This is a genomic window from Nonomuraea sp. NPDC051941 (assembly GCF_044593615.1).
The window spans coordinates 77,700-93,837 of sequence record NZ_JBIUCF010000056.1 but is presented as its reverse complement, the minus strand read 5'-3'; the positions used below and the strand labels follow the sequence as shown (position 1 = coordinate 93,837).

21 protein-coding genes are annotated in these 16,138 nt (G+C 67.1%); 6 read left to right on the top strand and 15 right to left on the bottom strand.

Features of this window, described 5'->3' with window-relative positions; translation table 11 throughout:
* From ACIHFD_RS56540 to ACIHFD_RS56530, 3 genes are all read right to left on the bottom strand, one after another.
* On the bottom strand, positions 1 to 290 hold a 290-nt coding region (locus ACIHFD_RS56540), incomplete at its 3' end, for a conjugal transfer protein (RefSeq protein ID WP_397373946.1).
* Between the two features lie 623 nt (positions 291 to 913).
* Positions 914 to 1,246: a hypothetical protein gene (locus tag ACIHFD_RS56535; RefSeq protein ID WP_357733206.1), complete on the bottom strand. Its 333-nt coding sequence runs from the start codon at positions 1,244 to 1,246 to the stop codon at positions 914 to 916.
* 300 nt (positions 1,247 to 1,546) lie between these two features.
* Positions 1,547 to 1,804, bottom strand: a complete 258-nt coding sequence (locus tag ACIHFD_RS56530; RefSeq protein WP_397373945.1) for a hypothetical protein — start codon at positions 1,802 to 1,804, stop codon at positions 1,547 to 1,549.
* A 168-nt stretch (positions 1,805 to 1,972) separates the two neighbouring features.
* Here ACIHFD_RS56530 and ACIHFD_RS56525 point away from each other — a divergent pair, with 168 nt between their 5' ends.
* From ACIHFD_RS56525 to ACIHFD_RS56510, 4 genes are read left to right on the top strand one after another with little or no spacing between them, the layout of a single operon-like run.
* On the top strand, positions 1,973 to 2,545 hold the full coding sequence (locus ACIHFD_RS56525) for a DUF6907 domain-containing protein (protein WP_397373944.1): 573 nt from the start codon (positions 1,973 to 1,975) through the stop codon (positions 2,543 to 2,545).
* Entirely contained in the window at positions 2,542 to 2,823 is a 282-nt protein-coding gene (locus tag ACIHFD_RS56520) for a hypothetical protein (protein ID WP_397373943.1), read from the top strand. The genes ACIHFD_RS56525 and ACIHFD_RS56520 overlap by 4 nt, the downstream gene beginning before the upstream one ends.
* On the top strand, positions 2,820 to 3,170 hold the full coding sequence (locus tag ACIHFD_RS56515; protein ID WP_397373942.1) for a hypothetical protein: 351 nt from the start codon (positions 2,820 to 2,822) through the stop codon (positions 3,168 to 3,170). Before ACIHFD_RS56520 ends, ACIHFD_RS56515 begins: the two co-directional genes overlap by 4 nt.
* A complete protein-coding gene (locus ACIHFD_RS56510) occupies positions 3,167 to 3,469 on the top strand; it encodes a hypothetical protein (RefSeq protein WP_397373941.1) in 303 nt (100 codons plus the stop codon). The genes ACIHFD_RS56515 and ACIHFD_RS56510 overlap by 4 nt, the downstream gene beginning before the upstream one ends.
* 2,353 nt (positions 3,470 to 5,822) lie before the next feature.
* On the opposite strand, the gene ACIHFD_RS56505 is transcribed toward ACIHFD_RS56510, so the two are convergent.
* Positions 5,823 to 6,101: a winged helix-turn-helix domain-containing protein gene (locus tag ACIHFD_RS56505; protein ID WP_397373940.1), complete on the bottom strand. Its 279-nt coding sequence runs from the start codon at positions 6,099 to 6,101 to the stop codon at positions 5,823 to 5,825.
* A 92-nt stretch (positions 6,102 to 6,193) separates the two neighbouring features.
* On the opposite strand from ACIHFD_RS56505, the gene ACIHFD_RS56500 reads away from it, so the two are divergent.
* Together ACIHFD_RS56500 and ACIHFD_RS56495 are read left to right on the top strand one after the other, a co-directional pair.
* The gene (locus ACIHFD_RS56500) at positions 6,194 to 6,439 is read left to right on the top strand and encodes a hypothetical protein (protein WP_397373939.1); all 246 of its coding nucleotides are present in this window, start codon (positions 6,194 to 6,196) and stop codon (positions 6,437 to 6,439) included.
* Entirely contained in the window at positions 6,436 to 6,702 is a 267-nt protein-coding gene (locus ACIHFD_RS56495; RefSeq protein ID WP_397373938.1) for a hypothetical protein, read from the top strand. Before ACIHFD_RS56500 ends, ACIHFD_RS56495 begins: the two co-directional genes overlap by 4 nt.
* Before the next feature lie 109 nt (positions 6,703 to 6,811).
* On the opposite strand, the gene ACIHFD_RS56490 is transcribed toward ACIHFD_RS56495, so the two are convergent.
* From ACIHFD_RS56490 to ACIHFD_RS56440, 11 genes are all read right to left on the bottom strand, one after another.
* The gene (locus ACIHFD_RS56490; RefSeq protein ID WP_397373937.1) at positions 6,812 to 10,339 is read right to left on the bottom strand and encodes a hypothetical protein; all 3,528 of its coding nucleotides are present in this window, start codon (positions 10,337 to 10,339) and stop codon (positions 6,812 to 6,814) included.
* Positions 10,332 to 10,577: a hypothetical protein gene (locus ACIHFD_RS56485; RefSeq protein ID WP_397373936.1), complete on the bottom strand. Its 246-nt coding sequence runs from the start codon at positions 10,575 to 10,577 to the stop codon at positions 10,332 to 10,334. The genes ACIHFD_RS56490 and ACIHFD_RS56485 overlap by 8 nt, the downstream gene beginning before the upstream one ends.
* A 228-nt stretch (positions 10,578 to 10,805) precedes the next feature.
* Entirely contained in the window at positions 10,806 to 11,288 is a 483-nt protein-coding gene (locus ACIHFD_RS56480; RefSeq protein WP_397373935.1) for a phage terminase small subunit P27 family, read from the bottom strand.
* 93 nt (positions 11,289 to 11,381) lie between these two features.
* Entirely contained in the window at positions 11,382 to 11,744 is a 363-nt protein-coding gene (locus ACIHFD_RS56475) for a hypothetical protein (RefSeq protein ID WP_397373934.1), read from the bottom strand.
* Positions 11,741 to 11,965 (bottom strand): hypothetical protein, encoded by a 225-nt coding sequence (locus tag ACIHFD_RS56470; RefSeq protein ID WP_397373933.1) that lies wholly within the window; start codon positions 11,963 to 11,965, stop codon positions 11,741 to 11,743. Before ACIHFD_RS56470 ends, ACIHFD_RS56475 begins: the two co-directional genes overlap by 4 nt.
* Positions 11,962 to 12,744: a hypothetical protein gene (locus ACIHFD_RS56465; protein WP_397373932.1), complete on the bottom strand. Its 783-nt coding sequence runs from the start codon at positions 12,742 to 12,744 to the stop codon at positions 11,962 to 11,964. Before ACIHFD_RS56465 ends, ACIHFD_RS56470 begins: the two co-directional genes overlap by 4 nt.
* Complete coding sequence (locus tag ACIHFD_RS56460) at positions 12,744 to 13,145, bottom strand: hypothetical protein (protein ID WP_397373930.1); 402 nt, start codon at positions 13,143 to 13,145, stop codon at positions 12,744 to 12,746. Before ACIHFD_RS56460 ends, ACIHFD_RS56465 begins: the two co-directional genes overlap by 1 nt.
* A gap of 546 nt (positions 13,146 to 13,691) precedes the next feature.
* The gene (locus ACIHFD_RS56455; protein WP_397373929.1) at positions 13,692 to 13,955 is read right to left on the bottom strand and encodes a hypothetical protein; all 264 of its coding nucleotides are present in this window, start codon (positions 13,953 to 13,955) and stop codon (positions 13,692 to 13,694) included.
* The gene (locus ACIHFD_RS56450; protein ID WP_397373928.1) at positions 13,952 to 15,499 is read right to left on the bottom strand and encodes an AAA family ATPase; all 1,548 of its coding nucleotides are present in this window, start codon (positions 15,497 to 15,499) and stop codon (positions 13,952 to 13,954) included. The genes ACIHFD_RS56455 and ACIHFD_RS56450 overlap by 4 nt, the downstream gene beginning before the upstream one ends.
* Entirely contained in the window at positions 15,496 to 15,780 is a 285-nt protein-coding gene (locus ACIHFD_RS56445) for a hypothetical protein (protein ID WP_397373927.1), read from the bottom strand. Before ACIHFD_RS56445 ends, ACIHFD_RS56450 begins: the two co-directional genes overlap by 4 nt.
* Complete coding sequence (locus tag ACIHFD_RS56440) at positions 15,777 to 16,007, bottom strand: hypothetical protein (protein WP_397373926.1); 231 nt, start codon at positions 16,005 to 16,007, stop codon at positions 15,777 to 15,779. Before ACIHFD_RS56440 ends, ACIHFD_RS56445 begins: the two co-directional genes overlap by 4 nt.
* Between the last annotated feature and the right edge of the window lie 131 nt (positions 16,008 to 16,138).

Here is a 16,138-nt window from a genome sequence, read left to right as displayed (position 1 = left end):
ACCACGGCGAACCTGCCGCCGGCCTCGTCGCCCGAGTAGTAGAGCGGGACCGACAGCATCAACCTGCGCGGGCCTGACTGGAAGGCCACGCTGACCAGGGCGTTGTGGGCGTCGCTCGCCTCGATGTCGTACGGCTGGATGGCGACGGCCGCGAACTTGCCGTAACCGTCCCAGCCCATTTGCGGATCCATGCCCTCGGCCAGGAAAGCGCCCAGCTTGCGCGACCTGCTCGCGGCGTCGTCCGGGCTGAAATTGAGATAGACCCCGGCGAACTGGGCGGCGAAAGCCATGCCCCGGTCAGCCGGAAAACCATGGTGAGCAGGCGCGACGCTATTGGGCGTCGCGCTCGTTTGTTGGGTAAATCGCTCAAATGGGGCACGAACCCCATTCACGACGACAACCACGATAACTGCCCAGAGAATGACACGGCCGGTCCATACGAGCCACCGCCCGCCTCCGCCCGACCAGCCGCCGCGCCGCGGCCTGCGAGGCGGCGGCGCGTCGAAGTCAGCCGTGTCAAGGCGCGCGGAAAGCTCGGGGTCGCCAGCGATCCGAGGATCGTGCTGGACGGTAGACCTACGAGCCATCACGCCTCCGCTCGCGCCGATCCCCCCGGCTGGCGCGGTGTCGTCCGTTGCCGATCCCCATCATCCGCGGTGAAGTAGTCACCCTATCCGGTCTCCGCCATTGTTCCAGGAAAGCCACGCCCATGCTGCGGCATGACCGTCCTGACGGCAAACCGGGTCGGCGGGCAGGCCTCATTGCCGATTCCTGAGACTTCCCGGTGGAAACAGCTTTTGACCAGCCCAGATACCTAAATTGGCATAGCGCGACAGCCACGGATTCCTGTCCTACCGGGCATGGACTCTCGCCAGGCGGATTCGGTATGGATCGCGGAGCGGAGTCAGGGCCGTCAGGCGGGCTCCGGATCCTGGGTGGGGCGCGGCTGACGCCTGCTGTGCAGGTCCACGACCGTCTGCTGGGCCGACCGGTCCAGGGACACGACCGTCGGCTGCACCGCCCGCTCCAGGGAGCCGCGCAGGTCCGCCAGCATCTCGGCGGCGTCCCGCTCGCGCATCCGCGTCGCCATCTCGTTGCGCTCGTCGACCTTCCTGCGGAGGTACGCCTCGCGGTTGACGCGCAGGCCGTACATGAGCTCGACCCTGATCAGGGCGAGCTCCTCCTCAAGGCTGATGCCGGCCAGAGTGGGCGCGGGACGTCGTTTCCGGATGATGCGGCGGATCATTGAGGGCCTCCCGAGTCAGCGTGAACGCCGTGACGATTCGACGCGCGGGGGCCCAAAGTGGTTGACGCATCAGTTGTCCCGGCATCAGACGTCCTACCGATTCCCGGGATGAGACGTCTGAGGGGGCATCGCCGCCGTCACCACCGGTAACGTACCGTAACGAACGGCGGCTTTCCGTGATTTCCCACGGGACACCCCGGCCCGGGCCGTGCTCAGACGTTGAAGCGGAAGTTCTGACCCGAATCTCTGACCTGCACAAACGCCCGGACACCACGCTTGACCAGCACCTTTGTGCGTTGGCTAGCGTTGATCGTGTTCGGGCGTTTTCGACGGTCCTGCGGACTCACTGCGGACCACGCTCTGATCGCCCGTCCATGCCCGCGCGGGACCGGCCTTGATCTCACCCGAGACATAGCGCATCGCAAGCCGCCTCATCACCTCTGGCCCACTGACGCCATCCACCTCCTTGGCGCGAGCCTTGAGCGCCTCCCAAAGGTCCGCCGCCATGCGGATGTGCTGGATGGGCGTTTCCCCTTGCCCCGTACGCGCTGCGGCCACGTCTCCTCCTTATAGCTGTCTACACAGCAAGCCTAGAGGAATCATGCACTAAGACTTGTGTTGTGTACACAGATCATGCTTAGCTGTGTACACAACAAGACGGACGGGCCAGGTGTTCGAGCACCTGACCCGCCCTGAGTCTCACACCTGCTCACACAGGAGAAGACCTTGAGCAATCCCACCACACCCAAGCCTGCCTCCGCGACCGAGCCGCAGCTCCCCGCCACGTGGGAGGAGGAGGCCCGCAAGGCCGGCGAGCAGGCCGCGTTCCGCGTACGCGTCTCCTACGACGCGGAGATGCGGGCGTACGAGCACGAGCGCGCCACCAAGCCCACCGCCTACTGGCTGGCCAGCGACCCGTGCGCGCCCTGGTGCACGAACGACGACATCCACCGCAGCAGCGACGTGCCGGACGACCGCGTCCACGACTCCGCCGTGCACACGGTCAGCCTGTACACGATGGAGCCGGTCACGGTGTTCGCCGAGTTCACCGCCCCCGAGCTGACCCTGCAGTTGACGCAGCGGTACCGGGAGGGCGAGCCGCGCGTGTTCCTCAACGACAGCGGCGACGACACCCGCCTGTACGCCACCCTCGACGAGGCGGAGAAGATCGCGTTCGCGTTGCTCGACCTCGTCCGGCAGGGCCGCGGGCAGGAGCCGCTGAAGGTGATGCCGTTCGACTCGGAGGGCCGCTGCCGTAACGCCGACTGCGTGACCTGCCGCGTCGAGAAGACAGCGTGAACGGCAGACCACGCCGGCGGAACCTTGACCTGATCGAGCACCTCGACGACTCGGGGTGCTTGATCGAGGTCAATCTCCAGCTCGGCGGAGACGCGCACGTCGAGGTCATGTACACCGACCTCCAGGGCGAGACCCACACCGGCAAGTTCACCGCCGATCAGGCGTGGATCGTCGCCGACATCATCATGCAGTTCGACCGCCGCGGCGTACGCGAGTTCGCACAGCTCCTGGTCGAGGGCGTCCACGAGATCAATGCGGACCCGGAGGTTACCGAATGACGATCATGGACATCGGCAAGGTAGTCTCGCTGCCCGTCCGTCCGGCCTGGGCCGAGAACGAAGCCCTGGTGATGCCCCGGACGCCGGACTGCCACCCCTGGTGTGCCTACCACTGCATCCTCGACAACGGCGACTACACGTTCTGCATGGGCGAGGACCTGCCCGTCTACGTCCACGAGTACGGCGGGAGCGGCTACCTCGGGATCGTGGGCCACCCCGGCGAGGTGCCGAAGCTCGACCTCGGGCTTGCCTGGGAGAACATCGTCATGACGGTCGACGAGGCCGAGAAGGTCGCGCAGGCGATCATGCGCCAGGTGGCCAGGGCGCGCGGAACGGAGGAGGCGTGAAGCTCACTCACTGCCCGGTGCCGTGGTGCGAGAGCATCCACGACGACGGCGACTTCTCGACGCATAACGGCATCGCCGAGGAGTTCCCCATCCGGATGGACCCGCTGTACACCGGCCTGAACCGCGATGAGGATCTGCACGTCGGCCTCGACCAGCCGAAGCCGGACGACGACGTGATGGTGTCGCTGTCGGGCTCGTTCGGCGAGATGTGGCTTTCTCGGGACGAGGCGAAGCGGCTCGCGATCCGCCTCGTGCAGCTCGACCTCACCGCGAACGGGGGTGGACGGCCCGTAGGCTGATCCCAACCTCGCCAGACCCCCGCCACCTTTCCCGGTGGCGGGGGTCTTCTCGTTCCTCGCCCGGTTCTCGTTCGGTCCCGAACCGGTTCCCCGGCGGTTCTCGGACGGTTCCCGACTGGTCGCCGGTTGGTCGCGGAACCGGTCGCGTCCACGGTCGCCGGACGCGACCAAAGTTGCGTCCACTCTGGCGACCATCCGCACTCAACTTTGAAGTCACGATCATGGTCGCGTAGTTTTGGCGTCCACGCAGGTCAAGCCAGCGTTTCCGGTTTCACTTCCGGTTTCAAGTTGGACGCGAGTCGCGACCGGTTTGTGACTACCGATGTGACCTGACTCGCGACCGTCGGACGTGACATTTGATCGACGTCCGGCCGGACACTTCACCGACACGACTGTGCCACTTCGGAAGCCACGGAACGCCCGATCCACCTGCGACACCTCGCGTGGAACCCACGCGAGGTGTGCCACTTCACCGAGCGCAGGCCGGACACTTCACCGTGCCCCTGAGGCTGCCTTTCGCCCTGCTTTTCGCCGGCCGTGAAGGGCACACCGAAGGGCAGGGCGAGGGGACGCTTCGCCTTCATCTGGTCGCGCGCCGTCTGTACCCCCGACCGAGCCCAGTTCCGGCTGAACTTGTACTTGTCAGCGACGCCGCTCAGCGTGGGGACACGGCCCGCACGCATGCGGTCGCTGGATCGCTGGCGTGCTCGTCCTCGACGCTCTCCGTGTCCAACGCTGTTACCTCGATCGCCGATTCGGTGTGCCTTTCGTCGGACACCTGAATCGCCGGAACCGGACATGAACCCGGTGTACCTGATGTACCCCCGCAGCTCGTCATGCACGGATGTACCGACGGTGTACTCGGGAGGGTTCGAAGGGTGTACCGGCCCTGTACGGAGGGTGTACCGACACGGCGACAGGTATGCCGTACCTCCCGAAGATTCAGAGGCGGCACCGTGACCGCGATCGTGACGCTATGTGACGCCCGAGCGGGCAGATCTGGCGCTGTCGTGCCACGAGGGGTGCTCTACGGCGGACCCCAACGCGCAGGCGCGCGGCGCGCGGCGGGCGCGGCGCGCGAGGGCACCGTACCACAGATCACGGAATGTAACTGCGGGAAGTCAGCTCAAGAGTGGCTCAAGAGCGGGACCCTCAGGGTCAAGGACTTGAGGTAGGGTCCAGGACTCTTGACGCTCCTCTCGACCCTGCGACGTCGAGTCTTGAGCCCGGCCGGATGTCTTGAGGCATCCAACGCGCAGGCGGGCACGTGCACATGCGCACGTGCGCGAGACAACTTCGCCTGTCGGCTCCCGACGCTCGACACAACAGTTGTTGTCTCCCTGCCGGGGCTCTCTACGCGCGCAGTGTTACGTAACGCGCACCCCTCCGTAACGCGCGCGCGAAGGTAACACACCGCTGGCGGGAGTCGCTAGCCGCGCTGTGCAGAGGGCCGCAACCGCGCCTGCTAGCGCTAGCTAGTACTAGCGCGTACGCGTACGCGCGCGAGGGGGCGCTAGAACGGCGCCAGACCTAGCGTCTCTGCCGCGAGGCCTAGCGGCAACGCTCGGTCGGAGATCGAGCCCCTACGTGCGTTCTAGCGTCCTAGCGCCCATTCAGGGAGGGAGGCTGACTGCGGCGTGAACCGCGCTCCCGGAGGGGTGCGCACCGGTGCGCTAGGCGTGCCTCCCTGCCCCGCCTGGAGGGAGTTTTGCAGGCCACCGCGAGGGAGGTGCGACAGGGAGCCGCGTAGGGAGTTCTCCCTGCCTCCCTGCCCGCCTCCCTGGCTCTGGGCCCGCCTCACGGGGAGTAGTCGGCGGCTTGTGCGGTCGGACATCGTGTGCGGCACCCTCTTTTCCTTAAGGGGATTTCCCGGTGTTCGTAAGGAGCGAACAGGGTCCGGACACCTTACGCACAAGATCAACGCACACTCCGGACATCTACAGAGCGCGACCGAACAAGATCAACGGACATCCGGACATCAACGATCCGCGCCCGCACAACCACGCTTCGCGCCCGCACAAGATCGTCGGACATGCCGGAAAAGATCAACGGACGCCGCACAAGATCACCGGACATGGACAGCATGGGACGAGTCGGGCGTCTAGCCAGGGTCTAGGGCTAGGGTCGGAGGGTCTAGGACCTAGAGGCTGCCGAACTGGGAAAACGCGACCCTAGACGGGCTAGACCCGGCGGGTTAAGCCGAGTTAGCTGCCAGCTAACCGGGTTAGATATCTAACCCGGGCCTAAACGATCGCTTAACCCATGCTGACCTGCGGCGAGTTAGCCGAGTTAAGGGTTAAGCGGGGTTAGCTGTAGCGGCCCCAGAGCCCCTCAGGGGGCCGTTTTCGGGGCGCTAACCCGCGTCGTCCATCGGCCACTCCTCCTCGGGCAATACGAACACGCCCTTCGCTGGCAGCACCTTGACCAGGCCCCGCTCGGCCAACTCCCTGATCGTCCTCCGCACCGTTCCGAGCGCCACATGGAGCTCCTCGACCAGGGCGCGCTCGCCGGGCAACTGTCCGCCGGCGGGGATGCGTCCGCCACGGATGCGGGCCTCAAGGTAGTTCGCCGCGGCCACGTACACGTATTCGCCCTGTACGGCCTCGGGGTCGAAGTCCTGGTCATCACTCACGAGATCACACTAGAACGGCACTGAGCTGCATAAACGTGTAGGTAGCGGCATGCCGCTGTACACCGCGTCACACCGCGTCATACGATCCGAGCATGCCCTCCGATGACCTCCCCGACATCCCCGAATGCACCGTGACCCGCCTCGACGACGGGCGGCTACACCTCACCCACGAGTCCGGTCGTACGGCCACCGCCCACACCGCGCGCGGGGCGAAGCTGGTCGGGATGGCGCTGTGCCTCCTCGCCGAGTACGGCGACCCTCAGCCGCCCGGCATGCGGCCCGTCCACCTGGAGTGGCGCCACGACGAGCCCACCCTCCGCACGGGAGACCCGTCATGAGCGACGATCACACCGCCGCGGAACGGCTCGACCAGGACACGGTCACCCCAGACGACATCATGCGCGCCCACCAAGAGGCGATCGACGCCGGAGGGGACCGCATCACGCTCGACAGCAAGCTGAAGGCGGCGATCGAGGACGCGGGCGGCACCATCGACGACCTGGCGCGCGTCTGGACGCTGCACAACCAGCGCAAAGCCCGATGGGCCGCATACCGTGAGCAGCTCAACCGCCCCGCCCAGTGGCAACGCCGGGTGACGTGAACCCGGAAGACTCCCCCGCGCGGTGACTGGCCGGGGGAAGCAGTGGCCCCGCCCCACGGAGGGCTTCCCAAGGGCGGGGCCACCTGCATGGCCGCTAGGACCACGCAGGTTACGGGCCCTTCGATCCGAGCCGCGCGTACAGAGCGGCGCTGAGCCGGTCGGCGTCGGCCTGCTCCCGCACCACCAGGTCACCCTGAATCGTCACCAGCGACCCGCCCTTACTGATCGTGGACGTCGCCCCGCTGGTCGACGACCCGCCGCCCGCAGACGCAGCCGCCGCGTACGACGCCGACATCTGCTGTGGAGCTGACACGCGCGAGGAGTTGACCGGCGCCCCCATCGTCATGTGCGACGGCTGGACGCTGAGCCCGAAATCGTCGGCCACCTGCGACAGCAGGCCAATCGCCCGCTCCCGGAAGCGGCGCTCATACGGGATGAACGCCTCCGGCCCGGCACCCTCCCCATAGAGCAGGGTGGGCCCGGTGGCGATGTTCGGCGGGGTGGACCTGCCGCCGGCCGCGAACTTCCGGATGCCTCCGTCCGCGTAGGCGACGATGCCGCCGGCGCGGGCCTTCAGGTTCTCCTGCTTCTGCACCATCACCTGACGCACGGTCGTCGTGACCGTCTTGCCGTCGAGCTCCTTCAGCTTCCGCTCGTACTCCTTGATCAAGTCGAGCGCTTCCTTACCGCCTGGCGTCTTCACGTCCGTCTTGACGTTTCCAGGGATCAGCCCGAGCTTCGTCGCGAGCTCCTCAGCCTGCTTACGGGAGAAGCCCATCTTCTCGGCGAGACTGACGAACTGGTCCCGCTGCGTCGCGAGTTTGGCGTTCACCTCCGACAAGGGGGCGCCCTGCTCGATCAGCGCCTGCCGGAACGCGTTCGCCTTCTCGGCCAGCCCGATCAGCGCCTCCCGGTTGCGGCGGCCAGCCTCGCTGTTGGTGTCGTGAGCGCGGCCGTTCTCGCGGATTGACGCCGCGGCATCGTCGACAGCCCGCTTGTAGCTGATCTCGGTTTGCATGGCGTTCGACGTCAAGCTCGTCAACTGGCTGATCGCCGAACGGAGCGTGCCCACGTCGTTGGCGGCGTCCCGCGCACCGCTCCCCAGGTCCTTCAGCGCGTCGCCGGTCGGCGCGGTCGCCTGCTCGGCCGCTGACGCCGCGGCGCTGTAGCCGGGCAGGAGGGCCTTGAGCTTGTCCACGTCGCCGCCGGCTAGCCCGGCCTGCTTGGCGAGCTCATTGAACAGGGTTGCCGCCTGCTGGGTGTTGCCGCTCTGCACCATCTGCGTCAGCGTCTTGTCGAAGTTCTCCAGGCGTTGACGGCCCGTGTCCATCGTGTAGGCGCCCTGCGTGACCGACGCCACCGCGTCCGAGAACCCGGAAGAGAACCGCTCCAACACTCCGTCACTGCTCAACCGGCCCACCGTGTCACCCAGCGACTCGAACTGTCCGATGGTCGGCGCGAACCAGACAGACGAGCGGCTCATGTCGCCGGCGAGAGTGTCGAGGTTGCTGCCGAACGTGTTGAGCATGTCCGCGGCGGGCGTGCCCTTGGCGGCCAGAGCGCTCGTCTGCTGGGCGAGTTCGGCGATGTTCGGGTTGAGCCCTGACAGGCTGTCGCTCACCTGGTCGACGGCAATGGCCATGCCCGCGACGAGGGCGACGACCCCGCCCGTCTTCAGCGTGCCCGCCAGGCCAGCGAACTTGCCCTTCGCGCCGTCCGCTGAGCCGCCGGCCTTGTCGAGGCTTCCGGACAGGTTCTTCCACCACTCGGCCGCGCCGCTTACGGCCTCGTAGCCCTTTACGGCGGTCACGGTGGCGGCAATCGCGATCGCCAGCGCCTGGATCTGGCCGGGCGACATCTTCGACAGCACGTCGGCGAGCACGACCAGCGCACCGATCTTAAGCGTGGCACCGATCTTCACCGCAGCGAAGATCAAACCCACACCCTTGGCAATGGCCTCGATCTGCGCCGGGTCCATCCCCGCCAACCGTTCGGACAGGGTGACCATGAAGTCGAGCACGCCCGGCCCGAGCCCCGCCCCGACGCCCGCGATCTTGCCCGCGAACGTGGCGATGTTGCCGAACACCTCGGCGACCTTCGGCCCGTTCTCCTTCGCGTACGCAATGAACGCCTCGAACTCAGGGCTGCCCTTGAGGTTCGTCCCCCACGCCTCGAAGCGATCAGTCAGCCGCACCACGATGTCCAGCAGGTCATTCGAGTACGGCAGGAACGCCTGGATCACGCCACGCAGGCCGTTTCCGACGTTCATGGCGGACGTGCCGAGCCGGTCGATCACGCCGGGCGCCGTCCGGCCCAGGTCGTCGAAGAACGCCCGCCACTCCTGCCCCTTCAACTCCCCGTTGATCGACCTCAGCAGTTCATCGAACGCCTTCGCGCTCGACCGCACGACCGGCGTGCCGAGCTTCATTCCGGTCGTCATCAGATCCATTCCGGACCGGATCGCCGGGAACACGGCAGGCTGCAGGGACCGTTGCCACTCCAGATACCGATCCTGGAACGCCTTGATGTCCTTGGCCAGAGCCTGCTCGGCCTTGGACAGTTCAGCGAACTTCGAGGCGGCGCTACCAGCAGCGCTGCCCGTCTGCTGCATGGCGGCCCGCTGCTGCAGCTGTAGCACGGTGAGTTGCTTCTGTGCCGTCGCGAGATCCTGCTGGGACTTGAGCAGCCGGTCTTGCGCGGACCTGACCTGGTCGCTGCCCTCGACACCCGCCCGCGAGGCGTCCCGCTGCTCCTGCTTGAGCCGTTTCGTCCTGACGGACTGCTCTTCGAGCCGCTGGACAGCCTGCCTGTAGTTGAGCTCGGCGCGCTGCACGTCGAGCGGGTCGGCGTTCGGGTCGGCCTGGACCTCCGACAGCCGCCGGCGGGCTTCCGCAACGCTGAGCGTCGCGTCCTCCTCGGCCAACGCGGCGTCCTTCACGCTGAGCGTCAGATCCTCAAGGGCGCGCTTGGCGTCCCGCCTGGCCTGCGTCAGATCCTCCTGCGCCTGCTTGACGCCCTTCTGGGCATCCGCCACCCGGCGCTCCGCCTGCTCGAGCTGAAGCGCCCGAGAGGCGGCCTCAGCCGCAGCCTGGGCCGCCGACTTCGTAGCCCCGCCAGCACCGCCCGCGGCCGACTCCTGCTGCTTCAGAGCGTCGTTGATCCTGCCCAACGACGGGACCGCCACCGAAGCGAACCCCGCCGCGCCCACACCCGCCGCAGTGAAAGCAGCCCCGAGCGCCCCCACACCCACAGCAATCGTCGTCGCCGCCGGCAGCGACGCCAGAGCGCCCGCCACCATCGCAAGCGACGTCAGCGCCCCACCCACATCCGCGTCGACATCAACCCGAGCCCTCCGGCCGTCAAGCCGGTCCACCTCCGCAACCAGCGCGCGAATCTCCGCCTCAGCCCTGCCCGCGTCCGCATCAGCCTCGACAGTCGCCGTCCGCCCATTCAGCCGGTCAAGATCCCGGTTCAGCGCCTGCAACGCCGATACGGCCCTACGGACATCGACGTCCACCGTGACCGCGCGGGCCATCTGCTCACGCAGGCGCCGCGCAGCAGCCTCAAGCTTGGCAATCTCCACAATCGCCGGGGTGACGTTGGCCTGGAACTGAATCGAAACCCGCCGATCAGCCACGGCCCGTCACCTCCGCGAAGATAGCCAGCACCTGGTCAAGGCTCGCCTCAGGGTTCGTCCGCTCCACCCACACCGCCAACGGCACCCGGACCAGCGCCGCGAACAACTCCGCACCCGCCGCCGTGTCGTCCGTCCACACCAGCGAGTTCACCGCACGCCCGAGCGCCATCAACTCCTCCTCCGAGACGCGCTCACACGCCTCCAACAGCCGCGAAATCGCCTCAGTCGACGCGCTCACGAGCCCTCCTCAAGGTCGGGGGATGCGTACACAGGAAAATCCGCCTCAGCCGCGGTCAGAGTGGCCATGACCTCCGAGAGACCCGCCCCAGGCGCGACCGCGGATGAGGTCTCCGCCATGTCTGTCGGGTTCAAAGGTCCGCGACCAGACCTTTTGACCTGACCGGCTCCTCGCGCGTCTCCTCCGCGGTCAGCCCTGACCTGCGGGAACGCGAGTGCATCCCCCGGGCTAGTCGAACGGGTCGTCATCGTCTTCGTCCTCCGGGACCGTGAGCCTCGTAGCAGCGGACGGGGACAGCCCGAGCTCGCCCATGAGGGAGCGCCAGTGCTGGCGGAGCTGGGAGACGACCGTGCAGAGCGGGTTGCGTACGCGTCCGCGGTCGCCGTCGATGATGAGCCCCTCGAGAGACAGGGCGCGGTTGCACTGCCGGATGCGCGCGGTCGTCACGCAGAAGTCGATGAGGCTGTCCTGCTGTACCGACGTCAGGCCGGCGCACCGGGCAAGCATCGGGGCTGTCCTCGACCACACCTCAGCCGCGTCTCTGCGGGCCTGCAGCTCGTCGACGCGCTCGCCCGGGAACAGGTCAGCCCAGTCAGGCTCTACTGGCTCGGAGGCGGGCAGCACCATGCCGGGCGTGAGCCTCTTGTGCCCAGGGTTGCCCTCGCGTACGGCCTGTAGGTATGGCTTGGGCTTAGGTCCTGGTCTCGTCATGATCCTTCCGCCGACTTTCGCGAACTCCCGACGCTGGCCGATTACCTTTGCCGCGGTCAGCGCCTGGTGTCTGGTGGGGGCGGGTGCCAGGGGTCACAGCATGTCCTTGGCGAGGGCTTCGACGTCCTTGACGAACCGCGGTTCCAACAGGATGGCGGCGCGTGTGCCGTCGAGGTGGGGCGGCTGGTTGCTGCTGCCGTACTCGAAGCTCATGTCACCCTGCTTCATGGACGTGTCGGGCCCGACCCCGTATGTGATCCCGTTCGGGTCGGGGATCTCTTCGTGCGTGATGGCCTTGACGTAGTGGACGGCGTGGCGTCGACCGGTGGCGCGGGCGTTGTCTCTCCACTGGTTGCGGAGCTGCAGGGCGTTGGCCTGGACGATGTCGCGGGCTTTGCGCGGCAGCTCGGTGGCGGCCTGGTGAAGGTCGTCGGCGAGCCGGTCGAGGTCGCTCATGCTGCGTCGTCGGCGCCGAGCACGTCGGCGAGGCGTCCTTCGCGGTGTGCCTGGCGGATCTCGTCGCGGTTCATGCGTCCGAGGTGTTCGGGGGTGAGCTGTCCGCGGCTGGGGTAGCGGGATCGTCCGGTGAGGTCGTCGAGTTCGCCGGCGTCTTGGGCGGCAACGATCTGCTCGGGGGTGGCGTTCCTGAGCCACTGCTTGTCTCGCTGGATGGTCATTCTCCCCACGCTTCCTTCCTGGTGATGATCCTGAGGCTGAGGCGCTTGATCTCTTCGGGCGGGTACGGCGTGTCTCTGGCGATGACGGCTCCGCCGCTTCCTCTGTAGAAGTACTGGGCGCCTGACTCGGGCAGTTCTTCGTCGAGGGCGGCGAGTCGCTCGTATGGGTCGCCGTTGCTGGGGTCGGGGTGGCTGAGCGGCACGGCTGTCGCGCCGGAGGAGAGCGGCAGCAGGACGGCGCTGTCCTTGATGGTGGCGCGGGCTGCTTCGAGCGCCCGGGTGAGCCACATGCCGGGGTCGACGCGGTTGATGCGGCGCCGGCCTGCGTAGAGGTTGCCGCTGCCCCAGCCGAGCCGGGCGTGGATTTCGGGCGGGGCGATGGGGTTGTTGTGTTCGGGGATGCCGAGGTCTTGCATGCTTTTGCGCCAGGCGGCGATCCGCTGGTTGTGGGCTTCGACGGCGGCGAAGTAGTCCGTGGCGGCGGCTTGGAGGGCGCGTAGCTTGGCTGCGATGGTGTCGCCGGGCAGGTTGGTTTCCATCTCTGTGCGCAGATCTGCGCACGCTTTCTGCCGCTTGCGCTCTCTGGTCTGCTGGCACTGCTGGCGCACGGCGACGACGCGGAGTTCGCTCCACTCGGCGAGCTGCTGCGCTTGGGCGAGTTCGTCGGGGGTGACGGCTTCACCGGACATGATCCGGGTCTTGAGCGTCTCGACCCTGGCCGCGTCGGCGGCGGCTTCTCGCTCGGCCTTGACCACGTCGGCCTGGGTGACGTCTGCCATCAGATGCCCCTGGGGAACTTGAACGCGGTGATGGTGCCGGTGTGGGCTGCGTCGGCGACGTCGACGAGGATGGTGCCGTCTGTCTGTAGGTAGCTGGCGGACTCGAACGGGCCTATCCAGCGGACTCCGGTGGTGGCGGCGACGGACACGGTCAGGTTCGTCTCGTAGCTGCCGCGCGCGGCCAGGCCGCCGGCGACGACGCTCACGTTGTGGGCGGACCCGTGCGTGTTGGTAACGCGCAGGATGGTCAGTTCCGGCTCTGCCCTGCCGGAGGTTCCCGCGGCGGGGCTGGCGGGGATGACGTGGCCGTTGCCGGTGCCACCGTTGATGGTGGTTCCGGCGACGTCGGTGATGCTGCTGTTAGCTGCCCAGTTGGTGTAGGCCACTGCTGTTCGGGCCATTCGTTTGTCTCCTCCTCGATGCTGATCAGCCAGTCGCGTCCCGAGCGGCGGGCTCGCAGCTTCCCGACCTGGCACAGGTGGCGAACCCACCGCTCAGAGCACCCCATACGGCGGGCAATCAGCGCCGTAGTTAGTTCCACTGTGGCGGGTGCGGCGGGATTGCTTCCGTGTGCGGAAGTGTCCGGGTTGAGGAGGTCGCGGACGAGGTCGGCCATGTAGGTGGGGATGTCGGCGCCGTGCTCTTTGAGGTCGTCTTGCGCGTGTTTGATGATCCATCGAGCTTGGGCGTTGGCGGCGGCAGCCGTACCCAGGGGACTAGGTACGGCTGCCGCTTCCGTTGGCGCAGGAGCGTCTACAGGCCCGCAATGGGGAATCGCCCTCGACTCCTTGTCTCCAGGGGGCGCGGCGTCAATGGATCGCGGTCCCTGGTGGATTTCACGCCCGGTCATTGGGGTTACTCGGGGAGGTCCTGGTCGTCACGCTTCCCGGCGCCGGGAAGGGTACTTTCTAGCGAGTACCCCTGCGTTGTGCTGGTCGCAATGGAGGTCATGCGCGGTCCCTGAGCGCGTCGGTCTCGGCCTTGATCTCGCGGAGTCGATCCGCCCTGTAGGCCGTGGCCGCGCATCCCTCGCATGTCGGGTCGCCGCAGGTGATCGGCCCGTTGGGGCCGTACTGGTTGGGGTGCTGCGGGCAGATGAGATCGAAGTCGATGCGGCCAGGGTTGTCGGTCTTGGCGCCGCGCCACCTGCGCCAGTCGGTACGCAACTGCTTGAGTCTGGCGTTGATCGCGCGCTGTGTGCTCTTGCTCATGAGGGGTTCTCCTGGTTCCGGGTCTTGGCGCGGAGTTTGTAGTTCTTCTGGGCGCAGCTCGTGGAGCACCACTTGGCGTCCTTGCGGGCACCCTTGGGGATCGCCTTCTTGCAGTGGCCGCACTTGCGCCTGACGGGACGCTCAGGCGGATTCGGGGAGAGGGATACAGGGTCCTCTTCGGGGGGCAGACCGCCAGACCGCCAATCCTCGACGGCGTCACCCTGGTTGGCGGTCTGGCTGTCTGGCCTGGTAGATCCATCTCCTATGGCGGTCTGCTCATAGGTCTTGGCGGTCTGCCCCTTGCTATCCGTCTCCGTGGCGGTCTGGGTCGGTGGCGGCTCAGTGGCCGTCCCAACCTGCTCGGGGAGCGTGATCCACCACTCGTTCTTGCCGCGCGGGTCGGTGGCGAACTGCTTGGCGGCGATCTTCATTTCCTTGCGGGCACGCTCAAGGGTTCGCGAGGTGATGCCGTACATCTCGCGCGCTTCTTCCTTGATCTCGTTGCTGCGCCGCCACCGGTTGTCGAGCGCCTTGCGGAGGTAGTCCTTGGCGTCGGTCTTGGCGTCCTGGTCCTCACGGTCAACGCCGTTGCTGGACAGGACATCCTCGACGGAGCGGTCAGAGATGCCGTCGAAGACGAACCGGCCGACTTCGGCGATCTCTCCGGTGGACGTGAGCACGCTCGCTTCATCGATCCGATAGGCAAGCGACGGGTGATCGCTGCGACCGAGGGAGTTCTTGGTCTGGGTCATCACCCTGACCTCGTTCTCAGCGTCCACGGCGAAGCCGAAGATGGCGCGCGGCACATTCTTGAATGCGCCCGACCCTGTGATCAACGATGAGGCGTCCGTGCCTGCCCCCTTGCCGAAGTGGCAGATGCCGAGCATCACGCAACCTGTACGGTCCGCCATCCGCGCGAGGGGGTCGAGGACCGTCCGCACGGACCGCTCCTTGTGGGTGTCCACCACGGAGCTGATGGTGGAGATCAGCGGATCGAGAATGACGAGCTTGACGTCGTTCTCGATGATCGCCTGCTCCAACAGGTCGAAGTCGGTCGGCAGGTTGATGATGCTGGTCTCGTCTTCGCTGACCTCGACATCGATCCGGAAGACGCGCGACAGGTTGGCGCCTGCAGCCTTGAGCCGGCCCGCGATCGTGTGCTCCCAGGAGTCCTCAATGGCCGCGTAGATCACGTTGTGCGCGGTCCCGAGGAACGAGCCGGGGAGCATGCCCGTGGTGATCTCGGCGGTCATCCAGATGCCGAAGCTGGACTTGCCGGTTCCTTCGCGGCCGGCCGCCGCCGCGAGCGCGCCAGACGGAATGCGCCCGCGGCCGTTCTCTTTCCACGCCCAGACGACCGGCTTGATCTCGATGTCGGATGCCCGGGTGAGCTTGAGCTTGCGCGCGAAGGGCTCCGGCATGGTGGCCTTGCACTCGCAGTTCTGATACCTCACGCGGCAACCCGTGCAGATAGAAAGCAGGCCCTCCCCATACGGGCTCTCTTCCCGACTGATGGCCGCGCCGCACTTCGGGCATTTGGTCACGCGCTCTCCTCGCTGATGAGCGGTTGACCTGTCCAGAAGTTGACCGGGCCGCCCTCGTACTCACGTCCGCCGCGGCGGCGCAGCGCAGCCTCGTAGATGGGGCCGCCAGGCTTGCGGCGCTCGGCCAGTTCGGCGGCGGTCGGTGTGCGGCTGGTCGACCTGACTTTCTCGGCCACGGCGGACCACTCCCGTTCCATGTCGATCTCGGCCCGCCGGTAGCCGGTCTCTTCGCCCTGAGTGAACCCGAGCCGGTACACGCCGTTGATCTCGTCGCTGGTCACGCGGCCACCTCCGATGCCTGGCCGCGGTACGTGCGGGCGACGACCAGCCAGACCAGGCGGCCACACCCGGCACGGCGCAGCCCTTCGGCGGAATCCTCATCGCGGACCCTGCCGAAGTGGCCGTACGAGCAGGCCGGGCAGACGAACGCGAACCACCAGAGGCGGCGTCGGCCGTACGGGGCGTAGAGGCTGACGTACGCGGCAGGGTGCCGTAACGGAAGCTCCATCTGCACGGGGGCGTGACGAACGTCGGTGCCAGCCTGTACCGTGACAGGCGAACGATGCGTCTGGTCGGCGTTCTTGTTCTTCTCGGCCCTGTCAGGAGCGGCTACTCCTGCAGGGCCGTTCTGCTGTGTGG